Origin of the sequence: Bacteroides sp. OM05-12, from assembly GCF_003438995.1 — a bacterium.
Taxonomy (GTDB): domain Bacteria; phylum Bacteroidota; class Bacteroidia; order Bacteroidales; family Bacteroidaceae; genus Bacteroides.
This window is the reverse complement of record NZ_QSUN01000016.1, coordinates 1-19,273: the sequence shown is the minus strand read 5'-3', so window position 1 is coordinate 19,273 and position 19,273 is coordinate 1. Positions and strand designations below refer to the sequence as shown.

Here is a 19,273-nt window from a genome sequence, read left to right as displayed (position 1 = left end):
TAAATTGTTACAGCCAGGAAAAGTACATTCCCCAGAGTACTAACTTTGCAGAATTTGCTATTTATGAAGCTATAACTGATTTTGCGGATAACTGTCGTTTATTTAAGCAAGATTCTATTTTTTATATTACGACTCTAGATACATTGAAACATTATACCCTTCAAAGGAATCAGGGAACTTTAGAATGGATTTGTGATAGTATTTATGCAAATCTGTTTGTTATAAATATTATTCCCTCAATAAACAAATTATTTTATTTTCCGGATGCAGTGGTTGGTAGTAAAGGCAAATTGCCATCTAGATATGTAATAGTAAAGGGTAAATTGTTTTATTGGGACGATGATGATTATCCGCTTACAGAAGAGACACTTTCTGTTTTAAAAAAGTATGATGCATTAACGGATATGATTCACGATAGAGTACTTCCTGAAACAGTGATTAGTGATTCCAAAGAAATCGCGTTTTATTATTTTTGTAGAAATAATTTATTAAAACATAAAAGAGCTGTTTCATCTAAGTCTGCAGGATATTATAGACCTCCCAAATTGAAATGTGGAAATTGAAAGTATATTTGTTGTTCCATTTTAAGACCGTAAATTAATCCTTTATAAAATGTAAGAATTTAATTTTGTTTTGAATTGCGGATATTATTCGATAGAGATTATTTTATAAGATGTCGTTTGCTGATAGAATATTAATAGTATGAAAATAAATAAGTTAATATTTTTATTCTTTATATTTCTACTTTTAGTGAGCTGTTCTACTTCAAGATGGAATGAAAGCTTGGTTTCTACGGGAAATATGGATGTTGTAGTAGAAAATGTCATAATAGATTTTATTCATACAGCCAAGTTAGCAAAGAATAATTCTGTATTTAATGTGTCGTTGATAGATATTGATCAAGATATATTAATGATTGGAATAACTATACCTTCTGATGTAATACATCCTAGCTGTAAAAATAAAGTTGGAACTTACGATGATGTATTTCCTACACAATTTATTATTAAAGAAAATAAACTATTTTATTGGAATGATTCGACCGTGGCTATTACTCAAGAAATCATTGATGTCTTAAAACGGTATAATCATATAGATTTTTCTTGGGTTGATTTGCCATATGAAATGATATATGGAGTTCATGACGACGGGATTGAAGGGATAGTTTATTTTATTTGCAAGAAAAATTACAATAATTATAAGAAAACAGGAATAAGTAATATTGCTAAACAATACATCAATCCTAAATTAAAGTGCCATTGATAAATGATACAAGGTTCAATTTTAAATATAAGTAATTTGTGATGAGTATTTATTATTAGGGTATTTATAGCTAATTTTGATGAGAAAAATTATTATTTCATTATTGTGGCTCCTGCTAACAGATTGTTACAGCCAGGAAAAGTACATTCCCCAGAGTACCAACTTTGCAGAATTTGCTATTTATGAAGCTATAACAGATTTTGCGGATAACTGTCGTTTATTTAAACAGGATTCTATCTTTAATGTTCATATTGAAGATACTTTAAGACATGTTACTCTCCAAAGAGATCAGGGTACTTTAAAATGGGTTTGTGATAGTGTTTATACAAATATACTTGTTGTGGAAATATTGGGTGAAAAAGATAAAATTGGGTATTATCCGAATGCTGTGGTTGGCAGTAAGGGTAAGTTACCTTCTAGATATGTAATAGTAAAGGGTAAGTTGTTTTATTGGTGGGATAGGGATTATCCGCTTACCGAAGAAATGCTTTCTGTTTTAAAAAAGTATAATGTGTTAACAGATATGATCTACGATGGGATGCTCCCAGAATATTCAATTAATGATGCTCAGAAAGGTGCTTCCTATTATTTTTGTAGAAACGACTTATCAAAATATAAAAGAGTGGTTACTAATATAGCTACAGAGTATTATAGTCCTCCCAAATTAAAATGTGGAAATTGAGAATATGTTGCTATATTGTAAATGCATTGGTTCTTCTTCACTTTAGGGGCAACAGTCCACTAGCAAAGTCCAACATATAAAGGATTTCGAATGAATTTAGGAGATAGAGAATAACACATTGTTTTATACAGTCGAATAGCCAATGAATAAAGAAATACGAGGAAACAGGTTACCCCCTAAAGTGATGAAAAGCCAATTTAAAGTATCTGCCAAAATGAGAATTTATGCCAGAAAATAATCCTGATTTTACTTCTTTCCGGAATAAGGATACGTAAACGTGATAGTAGGGCCTTCCGGTGCATTGGGTTCAACAGTGTACTTACCTCCGAAATACGTAATTGTCAGTCGGTTGATGCCGTGACGAACTTCTACTTTCTGCGTCTGTAATGCCGGATCGGCTAGCGGACTGTTTACCACACGAAAACGGAAAAGTTCTTTTTGCGTATCACGATGCAGAAAGAAAGTAACAGTTCTTTTATCTTCACACGGATCAGCATAAATCAATGTGCTTAATATCACTTGGCTGAAACGGGCAATATCGACCTGAAACGGCTGGCTTTCTATGTCTGTTTGGAAATCAACCTGTATCTTGTCTCCACATTTCATACGAGCCATGCTGATGGTGTCCGAACATAGCGGAACGATATCATACTCTTGCACTTGCCACTTCATCTTACCGGCTTCAAGTCTCGATAAGTCAAGTACATCATTGACCAACTGTATAAGCTCGTCAGAATTGGACTGAACTATTTCGGAATATTTCTTCCACCGCGCCGCATCCACATCATCAGGATTGGCAGTCATTAACCGCGAGAAACCTAATACATTGTTCAACGGGATACGTATATTATAACTCATATTGGCAAGGAAACGACTTTTCACTTCATTAGCCTCTTCGGCTATCCGGCTCATCTCACGGATTTCCTCTTCTTCTCTTTTTAATCTCTTACGTACCCTAAAAATACGAATGGTAGACGGTATCAAAACAAGCAACGCAATAGCAATCAATGCTATAAGAATAAGATGTACGAGTTCTTTGTTTTGTTCTTTCTCAAGGAGTAAATCATCGATATCACGCATCTGGTAAATCTCATCCATCTGGGTAGTCGATAAATTCCTGTAAAAAGAATCTTTCTTTGCCAACAAACTTTGATATAACGGAATAGCTTCGTCCAAACGTCCCGCTTCTGCCAAGACACCCGCCTTCCTTATCCTGTAATTCAATCCACCATCATCCGACACTTCGGAAAGAAGCATAATCGCAGAATCGGAATAAGCCAAAGATTTATCATACTCTTTTATCATCCGATAATAATGAGCATACGCATTATAATACAGTCCGCGGGAAGTAACATAAGTCGCCGGGGAAAAATATCGATCCATTTCTTTTAAATGATAACGGGCTTTTTCCAAATCATTCACATTTAAATAATACTCCGCAAACAAACTTTCCAACAACAGATAACTGCCTTTGTAGTTCCGCAGTTTATGATTCTGCCGCAACAATTCGTCCAGTACCGTCTTAAACTCATACAGATACTTTAAGACTTTCTTATTGTCTATGGAAAAGCAAGATAAGGTTATCTCCTGCAACACATCCTTGCGTACATCCAAAGGTGCAGAAACCGGCAAAAGCCGATAGGCTTCCGTAGCGGCTTTCATCCCTTCCTTATAACGTGCAGTCATCAGATAAGCGGTCATCAGGCATAACTTAGCAGAGGACATGCCCAATGCATTGTTCAATTTATAGGCAAACTTATACATTTCATCGGCTTCGGTGATACCATATTCTATCTTCCGATTTAAAAGATGCATGGTTATTTCCGCTCTTTTCCCCTGAAAATATAAATCATAGCATTTATGCTCTAATGCCACTTTTGAGAGTTTATCCATCCAAAGTTCCGTATTTTCTTCGTCTTGATGATTAAAGTAATAGACGACGTGCCGATACATAGCGTTACACTGATATTCTTTATTATTCTGCCTGACAGCTTCCTCCAGCAATTTATCTAAATAATGGATGCAAGAGGGTGACATCGGTTCCAAACGAGCCAACGAATAAAGCACTTTCAAGCGCGAACTGTCGGCCGGCAGCGTATCCAAGACCTTCAATAAACTATCTTTAATAGCGACAGAATCATTGGAAAAGACTTTCGGCCCTCCCATAAACAAAAGTACGATAAAGAATATTAGCAGCCGTTTCATGCCTGCACCTCCTTTTCTTCCCCCACCGGATTAATAGGATGAACAAAACAGAACCGACACCCTGACGTATAACTTGAATCAATCCATATCTTACCGCCAATACGTTCTATAATTAATTGGCAAATGGATAGTCCCAGCCCCGTACCTTGCGCACTTTCATTCAGTTTTTCAAACCGATTGAATATCTTACTCTGCTTTTCCAACGGAATCCCGCAGCCTGTATCGGTTACAGAAAAGAACACATCGGTCTCCGATTGTTTATGAATTTCCAGAGTAATACTTCCCTGAGGAGTAAACTTTGTGGCATTAATCAGTAAGTTGATTAACAACTGTTGCAAACGGGAATCATCTGTATATAATTCCAGCGAATCCATTGACGTTTCAAACAAAACATCAGCCTGAGTTTGCTTTACCTTATTAACCGTATCCACCACATTATGACAAATGGCAATAGCGTCATGATAGCCAAAGTTAAACTCCATATTACCTATTTCAAGGTTGGAAAGATCTATTACATCATCAATTAATTTCAGTAGTAAGTCCGAATTCTGTTGTATTATCTCACCACATTGACGACGTGTCTCCGCATCCAATTCTTGTTCGGTCAAAAGATTGGAGAAACCGGATAAAGCACTAAGAGGCGTACGTATTTCATGGCTCATATTGGATAATAAAAGGCTTTTGGTGCGCATGGCATTTTCCGCCTCTTGCTTAGATTGTTCCAATAAAGCGGTAGACTCTACTATTTTCTTATTTTGTTTTCGAATATGCATTGCCAAATAAACAATCACAGTCAAAAGAACAAGACCGATTAAAAGCTCACCGAAAAAAATCCGATTGGCTTCCACCTTATTCTCTATCTTCATACGATTTTCCTGAAAAGAAGCTCTCAAACTGTTGATACGGTGTGCATAACTGGGCACAACAATCGAGTCTGTTATCGCACTGATTTCATCATATAAATGAGCCGCATCCACTTTATTATCCAGCTTGACCAATAAATTAGCTTTCGTATAAGCTACCTGCAAATAATTTATCGACCTCATTTTCCGTGGGATTTTCCCCAACACATCATCATAATATTGCAATGCCTGTTGATATTCACCAATAGCCTCGTAATATTGCCCCTGAGCATAATAAAAGAAATCATAGAAATAAGGTTGCCTGTCCGATTCGTAAATCTGTTCCGCTTTCAGCAAACTATCATGGGCTTTTTCTATCTCATTTCTATGAATATAATAGGAGACATCGGTTACCAAAGCAAAAAACTGCAATACTTTACTCGTCTGTACCGCTGCCGATTTCATAAACATAGTCCTATAAGTTTCTACCTCTTCCATCTTCCCTTCTTTCATAAGAATCGGAACAAGTTGCAGGATAGCTCTCTCCCTAAAACAATTATCATCTGAAACAGTAACAGGGTAATGAATCGCTTCCCTATAAGAAGCTATTGCCTCCGGAAGCATATTTGAACAATAATAAGCATTCCCGATTGCCACACTCGAAAGAGCTATTCCCAAATCATAGTCCATATCTATCGCCTTTTCGTACATCCTGCGCGCCTCATCAATGGAACGTCCAATACTTCCGCGTAAAGAATAGAGATGCACGACCAGCTGTTTGGTAACGAAGAATAATTCCATTTGATTCTCCTCCTCCAACATCGGGCTTATTTGTTCTCCCCAAGAGATTACACTATCCATCGGCGCTAAAGAATCATACGGTAAATTAGCATCTATCAGACGTTTTAGAGTAGAAAGGTGATCTTCATTTCTGTTCTCCGAATGTAATAAAAGGGAAATTGATAAACTTATGATTAATATATAAGAGGCTTTCTTTATCATTATACCTGTTGCTATATGAGATTTATCAATGCGTTACAAAAATAAGAAAAAAAATATAATTATAACAGAATTGATGAATAATAAATTGCTGAATACCAACAGAGGTAGTCATTCTTACATCCGAAAGTAACAAATTAGTCATACCGGAATCAGGAATTATTATTCATTGCCTTACGAATGTTATAGCGATAAGCCAGACATGCCAATACAAAATAAACAATGCACTGCACCCATAAAGTAATATACTCGACATGAATTTCCGCCATCGTCGCACCCATCGAATTAAGTTTCACAAAAGCCAAAGCCCCAGGAGCAGCCGGAAAAATAAAATGTGCCATGCGCCAATACCAAGGCATCAATTCCAAAGGATATGACACTCCGGAAAGAAAAATCAAACCTACCGAGAAAAAGGCAATCATCAGTAAAGGGGCTTCCGAATCGGTAAAAAAGACAGAAGCAGCAAGTCCGAAAAAGCTTGTAGCCATCAGGTATGGCACAAGCATGGCAATAATATCAAAAGAGTTTCCAATATTCGGTAATTGATAGACAACAGGCATCAACCATAAAAGGAATAAAGAAAATACGGCATAAAGCATCGTATAAACAAAGGTCTTACCTATAATGATATTCGCCATCTTACCGAAAGATAAGCCATTTACAGCAAAGTTACGTATCGAACCGGTATTCCGTTCATCTCCACTCACCATCCCTATTACCATCAGCAGGGTTTGAAAGATTATAATAACCAGTACAGCAGGAATCAGATAAGTACCATATCCTTCCGTATAATTATAAAGAGCTGTTCCTACTACATCGGCGGATTTAGTCATGGTCAGTTGTTGCACATCTTGCTGAGGCAGAAACACCAACATATCGGGACGGTACCTGTCATTCAGTTCCAACATGGCTCCCGACGAAGATTCCTGCATTGCCAAATAGTAAAGGAATGCATCCGTTGTGCCATACATGATAAAAACGGATTCTTCGCCACGTGCCACACGCGTATCAAAATCATGCGGAAGATAAATAATTCCGATGACTTTGTTTTCTTTCATCAAATCCTTTGCCGCCGGGAAATCAACATTATTTGTCAGGACTTTGACCTGTGAAGATGCATCTATCAAACGGGTATATTCCCTGCTGAGCGAACTATGGGAATTATCGACCACTGCAATCGGTGCATCGCGCACCACATTCGGCTCGTACATATAATTATAAAGGAAGCCATAAACAAAAATACCTCCTATCAATACAAGCAAGATAGCATAGCTCGTCCCGATTGTCTTAAATTCATTGACAATAACCGAAGCTATATCCGATAAATCCCGTGTTATTTTATTTGATGTTTTCATACTTATGACTTAATATAGCATTCTTCAAATGAGGCAGGATCAGTAATGCCGGAAGCAGAAACAAAAAGAGTGCGGCTACATTCTGCCAGGTATAAGCAAAACCATAATCACCATACAAAAGATTCTGGCATATCTCTACGAAATGCCGGATAGGAAACAGAAAGGAAGCATAATAGACTACCGGAAACATAAACGGAGCCGGGAAAGTAACTCCCGACAAAGTTGCCCCCAAAGACCCGATCATAGAAACAATACTGATAATGATGCTGATAGCGGGAAACAATGAAAAGACAAAAACACCTAATGCCTGCGTTGCCAAGACAAAGAGCCCCGCTGTCAAATTCAAAGGTAAAAAGCCACAAGAAAAAGGCAATTCCATTATACCGAATAAGACATAATTGGCAAGAATACTCATCAGTATATATATAATAGTATAAGGAAGGAGCTTGGCGGTAACGGCAATAAATATATTACCATCAGCTTTCTTCAACCATTCATCCGCCGTACGAAACTTAATCTCGCTTCCTATCGCATATACTGTTGTCAGAAGAATCAACACTTGAAACAAGACAAAGAAAAAAGGCTGACTTAAATAGACCGAGTAATCCAAATCCGGATTAAACAAAGGATGCCCTTGTGTCTTGACCGGAAGCAGAAAGGTCTGCGTCTGCTCGGGAGAAACGCCCAATGCCGTAGCCTGCATCACCACCGGAGCCAAAGATACGGTTTTAAGCACAGTCTCGAAAGCCGCCATAACTTCACTGCCCACACTGAGTAAAGCATAATGATAATAATAAGACAATGCGATCTCCTTACCATCCATCAGACTAGCCTCAAAATTGCGGGGAATGACCAAATAGCCATATATATCTTTGGCTTGTGTGGACTTACGAGCCTGTTCCGCATCGGTAAAACGTTTCGTCACCTTAAAAGTAGGAACAGAGGATATGGTACGGGAAATATTACGTGAAGTAGCCGTCTGGTCTAAGTCTACGATGCCGATCGGTATATTCTCCATCTGTCCGTCACCAAAGATGGTTGCCATATAAAAAAGACAGAACAAAGGCAAGACAAGACATACCCCGAAGTAAAGCCTCCGGGAAATCATCCGCGTCAGTTCACGCTTCAGTACAGCAACAAAAGGAGAATCAGTCGTTCGCTTCATATCTTACTTCTATTTCACACTATTCATATTCACCAAAACCGACATGCCCGGTCTTAAATCCTCCATCCGTTGTACAGGCCGTGCATGTATCTCAAATGTCTTCATATCATACGATCCGGTCTGCTTGGTAGATTTCCACGTTGCATAACTGCCTAACGGACTGATATAATATATCTTGAATTCTATATTCTTCGCAGCAAGGGCAGGCACGTCTCCAAGAAAAGTATCCCCCATTTTAAAATGCGGCATCAAGTCTTCACGTACATTCAGAACCACGTATGAATCATCCAGTACAACAAGACTCATGATAGGCATACCCGCACCGACCAATTCTCCCCGTTTAGGATAAATAGTTGCAATCTGTCCCGATTCAGGTGCAACAAGGCGGGCATCCTGAAGCAATGCTTCCACTTCATTGACCGTTCCGCGCGCGGCATCCACCAAGGAACGCGCGCTCTCTTTATCTTCCTGCTGCGCACCATCCAGCACTAGCTGATACTGCTGATAAGCCGCCCGCTCATTCGCCACGGCAGCATCATACAATGCTTTCACTTCATCCCTGCGCTGAGAGGTCACGACACTATCTTTATACAATGCCTGAATCCGGTCATACGTAGTCTTTGCCAACTGTAAATCAGACCTTGACTTGTTCCAAAGTTGAAGCACCGATTGCACAATCTGTTTGCGGGTTCCATCATCTATTTTCTTATTCTGGTAACGTGCCACGTCTTCCAAGGCATTTACCTGTTGGTATTTGGCTTGAGCTTCGGGACTGTTGATTATCACCAAAGTATCTCCCTGCCTCACATTCTGACCTTCTTTCACAAGAAAAGTATCTATTCTTCCGGGTAACTTTCCTGAGATACGTATTTCCGTTGTTTCAATCTCTCCCTGCAACACCACAGGCTTTCTGCCCAAAAGTAAAATGCCAAGCACAGACACAATAATAACCACGATAAGGATGACAATAAAAGCCACCATCAAATATCTTCTCGACTTCTCCATTCTTTTTTATTTTAAGATTCGATTTTATTCAAATATAAAGTGTTCTGTTTTCCCATTCCTGCTATACTCCCAGAATGAATCGGGTATGCCACAAGTCGATAACAAGTTAGCCAGCGATACATCATACTGATAAAAGGCCATTAAATAAGCAATCTGTACTTTCGAGAGCATTATCTCCGCATCAATTACATCCGTAGAAGTAGCCATTCCCTCCTGAAACGATTTCTTGCGCATACGCAAAAGCTCTTTACTCATTTCGATCGTCGTATTCAGAGCGGTAACATTATCCAATGCGTTCCGTATCTGGCTATAAAGTTTATCTATCCCAACGCCAAGATCACTCACCGCTTTCTCCTTTCCCAATGACAACGATTGCCGGGTCAACTTAGCCTGCCGGATATTTTTCTCCCGGTCCAACCCATCGAAGATGTTCCATGTAAACCCGACTCCAATCATTGTACGGGGTAACAGATTCTTCGGAGTACCATGGGAATAAATTGTTTGCTTACCAAACAATGCGATATTGGGTATGTATCCCGTACGTCCTATTTTTAGTTGATTCGAAGCAATATTCTCCTGCAAACGCAGCTCATTTACGATATAACTGTTACCCCCGATAAGATTCTTGAAATAGAGTTCGGAAGGAATATCCTCATTGATAAACAATGGGGTAACAGGATTGACAGCCTCATCCGAAGTAATATTCAAAATACTTTTCAGGGCATTCTGTGCTACATTCAGATCCTTTCGTGCACTTTCCAGCTCCCGTTTTGCCTCATCCATGGATACTTGGGCAAATAACCGCTCGGCTTTATTAATGATTCCGTTAGCTTCCAGCTTCAACGCATTTTCATAATGCTTCTTCAACCCGTTATAAGTTTCTTCGCGTACCTGTACAACTTTCTGCCCCAATCGGAGTGCAAAATATGTTTCAATAAGCAAAGATTGCAAGTTCGCATCTACCTGCTCACGGTTTACTTCCGCGATAGACACCATCGTCTTCCCTATCTTACCGGCATAAATACGTTTTCCTCCTGTAAACACCGGCCATGTAATACTCGCATCAATCGAGGTCAAGTCTTGCGGCATCAACGGAAAAGCCAACGAATAAGAACCTACCTTATCCAAGATAGAAGATATAAGCTGATCATCCGGAAGAATGGAATGTACAAAATCTTTTGCCGGATCTGTGAATTGGCTTAGCGGTTCTTTTACTTCTATCCTGTTTGACAAATGAACATAGGCTCCCGAAGCATTAATCATAGGATACCAAAAAGAATTCAATTTCTGATGCTCATTCTTTGCCAATTCGATTTCCTTACCCGCTATTTTTAAAGTACGGTTCTCTTTACGCATTATTCCGACAGACTGCTCCAACGTAAGGTTCATTCCTGCTTCCTGAGCGTAAGTCACTCCGGCAAAGAACGTCATCCAAGTAAACAATCCTACCTTATATATACGTCCTGACATCAAGCGTCCTCCGGTTATTTTGAAGTAGGAGTAAAAAAGGACAATATCCATAAAAAGACAATCGCACCGATAACCGAAGTTATCAAACTCCCGATAATCCCCCAAGAATAGATACCCAGCAGACTGAACAGCCATCCGCCAAGCAGCCCTCCGATAATACCCACTACCAGATTGACCAATATGCCAAAACCACCACCTCTCATTATCTTACCGGCTACAAACCCCGAGATAATACCTATAATAATATACAATAAAAAGCCCATAATCTCTTATTTTTAAAGTGAACAATTAATTTGATTTTCATAAGAAACAGCTTCCGTTTCCTTTTGTTCAAATAAAAGTCGTAGGGGTATTTAACTGTAAAAGGAACTATCCATTCATTAAAAAAGAAATATTATTAAAAATAAAACGGCTTTTATGATGCATTATCCAAATATTATGCTTTCCTTTGTCGCAACAAACAATAAGAAGTTTGCATTGTTCTTACTCTTCGTATGTATTTACCCAATAATTGAGTACTTCCATTGCTGATTTAGACATTTCATAAACCTTTATTGTTTCAACTTTTTTATCAATTTATTTATATTATTTTTTATGAACATGTACATTGGAAACCTTAGCTATAACGTTAAGGAATCAGATTTGAGACAAGTAATGGAAGAGTATGGTACAGTTGAATCTGTAAAACTCATCACAGACCGTGACACAAGAAGATCTAAAGGTTTCGCTTTCGTTGAAATGCCGAACGCTGAAGAAGCAAAAAACGTAATTAAAGAATTGAACGGTGCAGAATATGCAGGTCGTCCAATGGTAGTAAAAGAAGCTTTACCTAGAAATTAATCTTCTTTTTAGTATAAAGTAGGCTGTGTTTCGATTCTATGGAATCAGAAACACAGCCTTTCTTATTTTATCCCTTTTTATATCCGATTTATTCCTTAACAGATGATACCAGAAGCATCATAGGTCTGCGCAGTTCATCTTCCATACCCGGAATCACGTTAAAAAGAGCTCTATCAGGTTCAGGTTCTACTAAAGCCGTTATCTTAAAGCCTGTTTTAATCAGTCCGTTGACATAAGTAGTCAATGTTTTATGGAACTTCACCACTTCCTCTCCCAAGAAAACCGCTTTACGTTTACCCTCCTTAAAATAATAATCTACAGGCCAATGCATCGGTTTACCATCCTCACCATAATACCAATCCTGACTACCATAAGCCGTAAATACCGGATGCTCAACAGAAAAGACAAATACCCCGCCTCTTACCAGACAAGTATTTACTTTCCGGCAAATATCATCAAAGGACTCCAAATAATGAAAAGTTAATGAACTGACAACGGCATCAAAGCTATCCGGTAGAAAATCAAAATCTTCTATCGCCATGCATCTGTAATCAATGCAGGGAGAAGCATTTCTCTTTTTAGCTTCCTCAATCATTTTATGAGAAATATCTATTCCTAATACGCACTCCGCACCTTGTTCTACCGCATACCGGCAATGCCAACCAAAACCGCAACCCAAATCCAACACACGTTTCCCTTTGAATTCCGGTAAGATTGTTTTCAAGGCATGCCACTCTCCTGCTCCTTTCAAACCATTAACCGAACGAGACATCATACTATATCGGCTAAAAAAGGAATCATCATCATATTTGTTCTCTTTCATATTCAATCGTTATAAATACACTACTTCACTTTCGGACAAAGATAAATGTTTTTATCAGATTAATCATTAACAGGTAAAATTCCCCTTATGCAAGAACCAAAAGAACCGCGCTTTTTATAATTTTGTACTCTTGAAGCCGAAAAGACATAGAATGCAAAATTTAATAAGCCCGAAATATCGAAAGCCATCTGCAAGCTCAAATAAAGCCCATGATTTGACTACCGGAAATATAACCAAAACAATGCTTTGGTTTGCAGGGCCTATGATATTAGGAAATCTACTGCAACAATTTTACAATATAGCGGATACATTGATTGTAGGACAATTTCTCGGCGCCGAAGCATTGGCTGCCGTAGGCTCTGCATATACATTAATTATATTCCTGACCTCCGTCTTCTTGGGCTTATGTATGGGAAGCGGCGTTATATTCTCACTTCGGTACGGAGCAAATGATCTACCGGGTTTAAAACGAAGTATCTTTGTATCATTGATTCTCATCGGAACGATTACCATCCTGCTGAATATGATCGTGTTCATCTGGATAAATCCGATTATGAGACTTTTACAAGTCCCCGCCGACGTCTATCATCTCATGCGCAACTATCTATGGATTACGTTTTGGGGTATCAGCTTCACGTTTATCTATAATTATTATGCTTCCCTCCTGCGTGCCATAGGCAACTCCGTCACTCCGCTATGGTTTTTGACTTTGGCCGTCTTGACAAACATAATCCTCGACCTCGTTTTCATTCTCGTATTTAATTGGGGGGTTGCCGGAGCTGCCATAGCCACAGTTGTTGCTCAGGCGGCTTCTGCCATCGGATTATGTATTTATACGATTCGGAAGTTTCCTTTATTACGTATCCAACGCCGGGATATGCATTTCGATTGGAATACCGTCAAAGAAATTACATCCTACTCCTCTCTGACTTGTGCCCAACAATCGATTATGAACTTCGGCATCTTAATGGTACAGGGATTGATTAACAGTTTCGGCACAGCGGTAATGGCAGCATTTGCAGTAGCTGTCAAAATAGATTCTTTCGCCTATATGCCGGTACAGGATTTCGGAAATGCTTTTTCTACGTTCATTGCACAGAATTTCGGAGCAAAACAATCCGAGCGCATACGCAAAGGTATCCGGAGTACCATCATTACAACTACGATTTTCTGTATCGCTATCTCTCTTGCCGTATTTATATTCGCCCGACCGCTTATGCTGATATTCATTCACCCGCAAGAAACGGAGATTATTTCCATCGGAGTACAATATCTGCATATAGAAGGAGCTTTTTACTGTGGCATAGGATGCTTATTCCTGTTATACGGTTTTTACCGTGCCGTAAGAAAACCCGGAATATCCGTCATGCTAACCATTATTTCGCTTGGTACCCGTGTAGCCTTGGCATACGCTTTATCTGCAATCCCGTCCATAGGAGTAACCGGTATCTGGTGGTCTATCCCCATAGGTTGGTTTCTTGCCGATATCATAGGATTGTGGTATTACCATAAAACGAAGCACAACTACCAGAGCTAAAAAACATACGAGGAATCATAGTCTATATTAAAGGAAAGGAATACGTAGCCCGAGATAACTTTCCAAACTGATTTTATGGCAAGTAAGACAAAGATACCAACAGTAATAAATTCGGTATTTTTATTAAACAGTAAAGTCCTGCCTCTATATAAGAGGCAGGAAATGAGGTATAATACGCTTCATATCTGTGTATTATGCTGAACTAAAAAGATCATGGATGCGTTTTTTGAGGAAGAAAAATTATGCTGTTATATTATTTTGGTTTATATTTGCAGCGTTTTAAACAGTAAAGTCCTGCCTCTTATATAGAGGTAGGACAAAAGTAACTAATAAATGTACGCAGACCGAAATGAAAGAAACAGCCTGCCTGCCGATGGGACAGGTAACGGCGTAGCGCGCCCGAAGCACTGGTATGCGGCCTACGTTAGACTTTACCATGAAAAGAAAATAAGTATACAACTCTCCAAGATGGGAATCGAAAATTTCCTTCCTGTACAGGAGGAAATACACCAATGGAGCGACCGAAGGAAAAAGATAGAGAGAATACTCATACCGATGATTGTCTTTGTCCGGGTAACCCCGGCAGAACGGGCACAGGTTCTCACGCTCTCCTCTGTCAGCCGTTACATGGTATTGCATGGAGAAAGCACCCCCGTAATAATTCCCGACGACCAGATGGAACGATTCAAATTCATGCTCGACTATTCCGACCAGGCCATACAGATGAGCAACGCCCCTCTTACCGTCGGGCAAAAAGTACGCGTCATCAAAGGAGCACTGACAGGATTGGAAGGCGAGCTGACCACCATCGGCGGTAAAACAAAGATTATCGTACGCATAGATATGTTGGGATGTGCAGGCATCGAAATGCCCATAGGATTTGTAGAACAAATTTAAGAAACAGCATGAAAGAAGAAATAGAAAGACTATACGAAAAAGCCCGCGAGCTGCTCCACCTAGGAGATAAGGACGGCTTTGTCTATGCCGACGACCTTTCCCGCCTGAACAAAGAGGTACACGAGCTTATCCATCTTCTTTGGAACAAAAAGCCCGGAAGCATTGAAGAAGAAGCCCGTCTCTGTCTTGCCATTCTGATGGGATTCAACGGCATTATGTACGCCAATCCGGAAGATGAAAAGATACGCCGTTCCGTAACAGACCGCATCCGTTTGGTTCTCAAGAAGCTCCCCTCCTCTCTATTGAAATGCCAACTACTCATCTACTATTATGGGGAAGTGGAGGACGATAAACTGATAAAAGAAGCGAAAGAGATTATGAAAGGTTGGGAAAGAAGAGAGCTTTCCGCAGAGGAACTGGAAACGGTAGAAACATTGGAGATTATCGGAAGCGTTATCATCTAGATTATAAAAAGATAAACTAAAAAGTAAATGGCGTCTCGTTGCAAAAAAAGCATTTTAAATGCTCGCATAAATTTTATATTCTATATCATAACTTTATTCTTATCTTTCTTCTCTAGAAAAATATTTTTAGAATATTTAGGCGCTGATTTCATTGGACTGACAGGAACATTACAAAATATATTATCGTTACTCAATATTGCAGAATTAGGTATTGGTGGCGCTATAGGTTTCAATTTATACAAACCTATACAAGAAGAAAATAAAGAAAAAATAAATGAACTAATATCTTTATTTGGTTGGTTTTATCGGTATGTAGGGGGAAGTATACTTCTAGTGGCAGTTATTGTTAGCATATTTTTTCCTCTAATATTCGCTAACGCTTCATTTAATCTCTCTATTATATATTTAGCATTTTATTCTTTTCTCATATCTTCATTAATAGGATATTTTGTCAATTACAGAAGTATTTTACTAACAGCAGATCAAAAGAATTATATTGTTTCCAGTTATTTGCAATCTGCTAATGTAATAAAAACAATAGTTCAAATAGGATTATGCTATTATTACCAAAATTATTATTTATGGATTTTAATTGAATTGACTTTTGGTATAATTGGAAGTTTCATCTTGAACTATAAAATTAACAAGGAATATCCCTGGTTAAATGCTAATATAAAAAATGGTAAAAGATATTTTAAGCGATATCCACAAATAATAAAAAGTACCCGCCAAGTATTTGTACACAAAATAAAAGATTTTCTTCTCATGCAAAGTGACCAAATATTGATATTTGCTTTTGTATCACTAAAAATGGTTGCTTACTACGGAAACTACACCTTATTAACCAGTAAAATTATCTTATTATTCGATTCTGTCTTAAACAGCGTTAGTGCAGGAATCGGGAATTTAGTGGCAGAAGGTAATAATAAAAAAATTTTGAATGTCTTTTGGGAATTAATGTGCATACGCTATTTCATTGCCGGATTTGTTGTCGCAATGGTTTATCTGTTTATTGAACCATTCATTACACTTTGGTTAGGTAAAGAATATATATTAAGCCATTCTATATTAATTCTCTTAATGGTTAATACATATATAATATTATCTAGGGGAGTAGTTGATAATTTTAATTATGCATACGGACACTTTGCTGATACATGGTCTGCTTGGGCAGAAGGAGGATTAAATCTAGGAATTACGTTTTTATTGGCTCCTCGATTTGGAGTATCTGGAATATTATTAGGTAAAATAACATCTCTTATATTAATCGTTATATGGTGGAAACCTTATTATTTATTCAAATCAGGGTTTAAAAAGGAAATACAAGAATATTGGAAACAAGTTTGGAAGTTTTATTTCATATTTTCAACTTCTTTTTTTTCTATTCTCATTATTCGTTCATTCATTCCTGTAGATATAATAAATTGGATAAGTTTTATAAAATACAATTTGGTACTAACCACTATTTATCTAATAATCTATTCAGTACAATTTCTACTCTTTGCACCAGGTATCGAGTTGCTTAAAACACGAATATATTCTTTAATTAAACATTAATAATATATCAATGAAAATATCTGTCATAACCATTAACTATAACAATATAAACGGTTTAAGGCAAACTATAGATTCTGTTATTAATCAAACATGTAAAGATTTTGAATATCTAATAATAGATGGAGGATCAGAAGATGGAAGTATTGACATCTTAAAAGAATATGCACAATCTATTACTTATTGGGTAAGTGAACGGGATTCCGGAATCTATAATGCAATGAATAAAGGTATTGAAAGAGCTCAGGGAGAATACTGCATTTTCATGAATTCGGGAGACTACTTTTATAATAACAATGTTCTGGATTCTGTCTTATCCATGCTCAATGGTGCAGACTTTTATACAGGAAAATATCAGGCAATAAGGTCCAATGAAGCTCCAATTATACAAAACCCTCCTCAATATGTCAATTTAGCCTTTTTATTAAAAGGGACATTATGCCACCAAGCTACTTTTATCAAAACATCCTTATTAAAATACCGTCCTTACAATGAATCTTATAAAATAGTATCTGATTGGGAGGAATTTCTGTTCGAGTTTATGTATAATCAACGATTTTATCAACCTCTTCCGATATTAATATCTGTTTTTAATTTAGAAGGTATTTCCTCCAAAAATAATGCATTAGCTCAAAAAGAAAGAAAAGCTATAATTAATAGCTACTTACCCACACCTATACAAAATGCTTTAATCGGTGAAACAGAACTTGAAAGAATGATACATTCTTTAAATAGAAATTCTCTTTATTATCAATATCTAACATTTATTATTAAGTTGATAATAAAAGCAAAAAAACTCTTCTAATCACAATTACAATTTAAAACTTAAAATTACACGATTTATATTCAATAACAGCCTTGATGAATATTTTATTTTACATAACAAACTATCCAGGATACGGAGGAATAGAAAAAATCACAAACATACTAAGTGACTATTTATTCCAACAAGGACATAATATACATATTCTTTCATTTACTACAAATTGCAATGTTTCCAACAAATTAATGTCTCTAAATGCAAAGGTGACTTTTATGCCTGATAAAAATAATTTCTTATCAGAAATCAATAAGAGCTTTCTATCCATTTTTCTAGAAGAAAACCAATTCGACAAAATTATTTATCAAGATTGTTATTCATCAATACATAATTTACTTTTCTCCATACATTATCCAACAAAAGAAAAATTAATAGTCGTAGAACATAATTCTCCTATCAGTCAATTAATAGGATATAATAATTATTGGAATAATTTGTGTTGGTTCTCCATACATGATTTACCGAGAAAATTATTGTATTATAAGAAATACAATAAAATTAAATCTAAATCTACCCAAAGACACCAATTACTATTGGATACATGTCACAAATACGTCATATTATCCGATTCTTTCAAAAAAGACATGAACTTTTTGGTAGGAAATAAATATGACAAAAAAATAATATCAATTCCCAATCCTGTCACAGCCAATTCTTTTCAGGAAAATGCAACTGTAAAAAAAGAAAAACAAATACTTTTTGTCGGAAGATTAGTAAAAGATAAAGGTTTAGATTACCTACTTCAAATTTGGAAAGAAATTGAGCCCAAATATTTGGATTGGACTTTATCTATACTAGGAGAAGGACCTTTATTACCCTATCTGGAAGAAAATATACAAAAATTAGGATTAAAACAAATAAGGATATTAGGAGCAAAGCCAGATATTTCCATTTTTTACCAGAAAGCTTCTATCTTAATGATGACATCTATATTTGAAGGATGGCCATTAGTGTTATTTGAAGCAATGAATTATAAATGTGTACCTATTGCATTTGATAGTTTTGCCTCCTTAAAAGATATCATAGATAACAATTTAAATGGATTTCGAATACCACCATTTGACACAAATATATATACAAAAAAGATAGAATATTTATTGAATAATCCTACTATTTGTAGTAAAATGGGATTATTAGCTGAAAAAAAATCAAAACAATATACAATCGATTCTATTGGGAAGTTATGGAATACTCTTTTAGAGGATTAGCACCATCTGACAAAATAGAGTATTAGATAGATTAGGCTAATGTTGCATATATTATATTGATAATCATGCGACATATCTTTCAATCTGTTAGCGTCCAAAAATGACGTCTTTAAAATTTAAAAACAAATGCTGATCTTCGTTGCT

18 protein-coding genes are annotated in these 19,273 nt (G+C 37.1%); 10 read left to right on the top strand and 8 right to left on the bottom strand.

Annotated features, from left to right (window positions below; all coding sequences use genetic code 11):
• The 3 genes from DXB63_RS12260 to DXB63_RS12250 form a co-directional block, all read left to right on the top strand.
• Window positions 1–563 (top strand): hypothetical protein (locus DXB63_RS12260; protein ID WP_199604195.1); only part of this gene is annotated, 563 nt, incomplete at its 5' end.
• 139 nt (window positions 564–702) lie between these two features.
• Window positions 703–1,263, top strand: coding sequence for a hypothetical protein (locus tag DXB63_RS12255; RefSeq protein WP_122126712.1), 561 nt, complete (start codon window positions 703–705; stop codon window positions 1,261–1,263).
• 79 nt (window positions 1,264–1,342) lie between these two features.
• Complete coding sequence (locus tag DXB63_RS12250) at window positions 1,343–1,945, top strand: hypothetical protein (protein ID WP_122126711.1); 603 nt, start codon at window positions 1,343–1,345, stop codon at window positions 1,943–1,945.
• Window positions 1,946–2,191: 246 nt separating this feature from the next.
• Here the strand turns inward: DXB63_RS12250 and DXB63_RS12245 are convergent, their stop codons facing one another.
• The 7 genes from DXB63_RS12245 to DXB63_RS12215 form a co-directional block, all read right to left on the bottom strand.
• Window positions 2,192–4,150: a HAMP domain-containing sensor histidine kinase gene (locus tag DXB63_RS12245; RefSeq protein ID WP_122126710.1), complete on the bottom strand. Its 1,959-nt coding sequence runs from the start codon at window positions 4,148–4,150 to the stop codon at window positions 2,192–2,194.
• The gene (locus tag DXB63_RS12240) at window positions 4,147–5,994 is read right to left on the bottom strand and encodes a HAMP domain-containing sensor histidine kinase (protein WP_233522850.1); all 1,848 of its coding nucleotides are present in this window, start codon (window positions 5,992–5,994) and stop codon (window positions 4,147–4,149) included. The genes DXB63_RS12245 and DXB63_RS12240 overlap by 4 nt, the downstream gene beginning before the upstream one ends.
• A gap of 149 nt (window positions 5,995–6,143) precedes the next feature.
• Window positions 6,144–7,346, bottom strand: coding sequence for an ABC transporter permease (locus tag DXB63_RS12235; protein WP_122126709.1), 1,203 nt, complete (start codon window positions 7,344–7,346; stop codon window positions 6,144–6,146).
• Entirely contained in the window at window positions 7,330–8,511 is a 1,182-nt protein-coding gene (locus tag DXB63_RS12230; protein ID WP_122126708.1) for an ABC transporter permease, read from the bottom strand. Before DXB63_RS12230 ends, DXB63_RS12235 begins: the two co-directional genes overlap by 17 nt.
• A 9-nt stretch (window positions 8,512–8,520) precedes the next feature.
• A complete protein-coding gene (locus DXB63_RS12225; protein ID WP_122126707.1) occupies window positions 8,521–9,516 on the bottom strand; it encodes an HlyD family secretion protein in 996 nt (331 codons plus the stop codon).
• A gap of 24 nt (window positions 9,517–9,540) precedes the next feature.
• Entirely contained in the window at window positions 9,541–10,947 is a 1,407-nt protein-coding gene (locus tag DXB63_RS12220) for a TolC family protein (protein WP_122126766.1), read from the bottom strand.
• Between the two features lie 53 nt (window positions 10,948–11,000).
• Window positions 11,001–11,249, bottom strand: a complete 249-nt coding sequence (locus DXB63_RS12215) for a GlsB/YeaQ/YmgE family stress response membrane protein (protein WP_122126706.1) — start codon at window positions 11,247–11,249, stop codon at window positions 11,001–11,003.
• Window positions 11,250–11,580: 331 nt separating this feature from the next.
• Between DXB63_RS12215 and DXB63_RS12210 the strand changes: the two genes are divergently transcribed.
• Complete coding sequence (locus DXB63_RS12210) at window positions 11,581–11,826, top strand: RNA-binding protein (protein ID WP_122126705.1); 246 nt, start codon at window positions 11,581–11,583, stop codon at window positions 11,824–11,826.
• Window positions 11,827–11,914: 88 nt separating this feature from the next.
• Here the strand turns inward: DXB63_RS12210 and DXB63_RS12205 are convergent, their stop codons facing one another.
• On the bottom strand, window positions 11,915–12,649 hold the full coding sequence (locus tag DXB63_RS12205; protein ID WP_122126704.1) for a bifunctional 2-polyprenyl-6-hydroxyphenol methylase/3-demethylubiquinol 3-O-methyltransferase UbiG: 735 nt from the start codon (window positions 12,647–12,649) through the stop codon (window positions 11,915–11,917).
• Window positions 12,650–12,800: 151 nt separating this feature from the next.
• Here DXB63_RS12205 and DXB63_RS12200 point away from each other — a divergent pair, with 151 nt between their 5' ends.
• The 6 genes from DXB63_RS12200 (at window position 12,801) to DXB63_RS12175 (ending at window position 19,129) form a co-directional block, all read left to right on the top strand.
• Window positions 12,801–14,186, top strand: a complete 1,386-nt coding sequence (locus DXB63_RS12200) for an MATE family efflux transporter (RefSeq protein ID WP_122126703.1) — start codon at window positions 12,801–12,803, stop codon at window positions 14,184–14,186.
• Between the two features lie 333 nt (window positions 14,187–14,519).
• Window positions 14,520–15,083: a UpxY family transcription antiterminator gene (locus DXB63_RS12195; protein WP_122126702.1), complete on the top strand. Its 564-nt coding sequence runs from the start codon at window positions 14,520–14,522 to the stop codon at window positions 15,081–15,083.
• An 8-nt stretch (window positions 15,084–15,091) separates the two neighbouring features.
• Window positions 15,092–15,547 carry a UpxZ family transcription anti-terminator antagonist gene (locus DXB63_RS12190; RefSeq protein WP_158563678.1) on the top strand — a complete coding sequence of 152 codons (456 nt, stop codon included), beginning with the start codon at window positions 15,092–15,094 and terminating at the stop codon, window positions 15,545–15,547.
• A 27-nt stretch (window positions 15,548–15,574) separates the two neighbouring features.
• The gene (locus tag DXB63_RS12185) at window positions 15,575–17,104 is read left to right on the top strand and encodes a lipopolysaccharide biosynthesis protein (RefSeq protein WP_122126700.1); all 1,530 of its coding nucleotides are present in this window, start codon (window positions 15,575–15,577) and stop codon (window positions 17,102–17,104) included.
• A gap of 10 nt (window positions 17,105–17,114) precedes the next feature.
• Window positions 17,115–17,906: a glycosyltransferase family 2 protein gene (locus tag DXB63_RS12180; RefSeq protein WP_122126699.1), complete on the top strand. Its 792-nt coding sequence runs from the start codon at window positions 17,115–17,117 to the stop codon at window positions 17,904–17,906.
• A 56-nt stretch (window positions 17,907–17,962) separates the two neighbouring features.
• Window positions 17,963–19,129: a glycosyltransferase gene (locus DXB63_RS12175; RefSeq protein ID WP_122126698.1), complete on the top strand. Its 1,167-nt coding sequence runs from the start codon at window positions 17,963–17,965 to the stop codon at window positions 19,127–19,129.
• Window positions 19,130–19,273 lie beyond the last annotated feature (144 nt).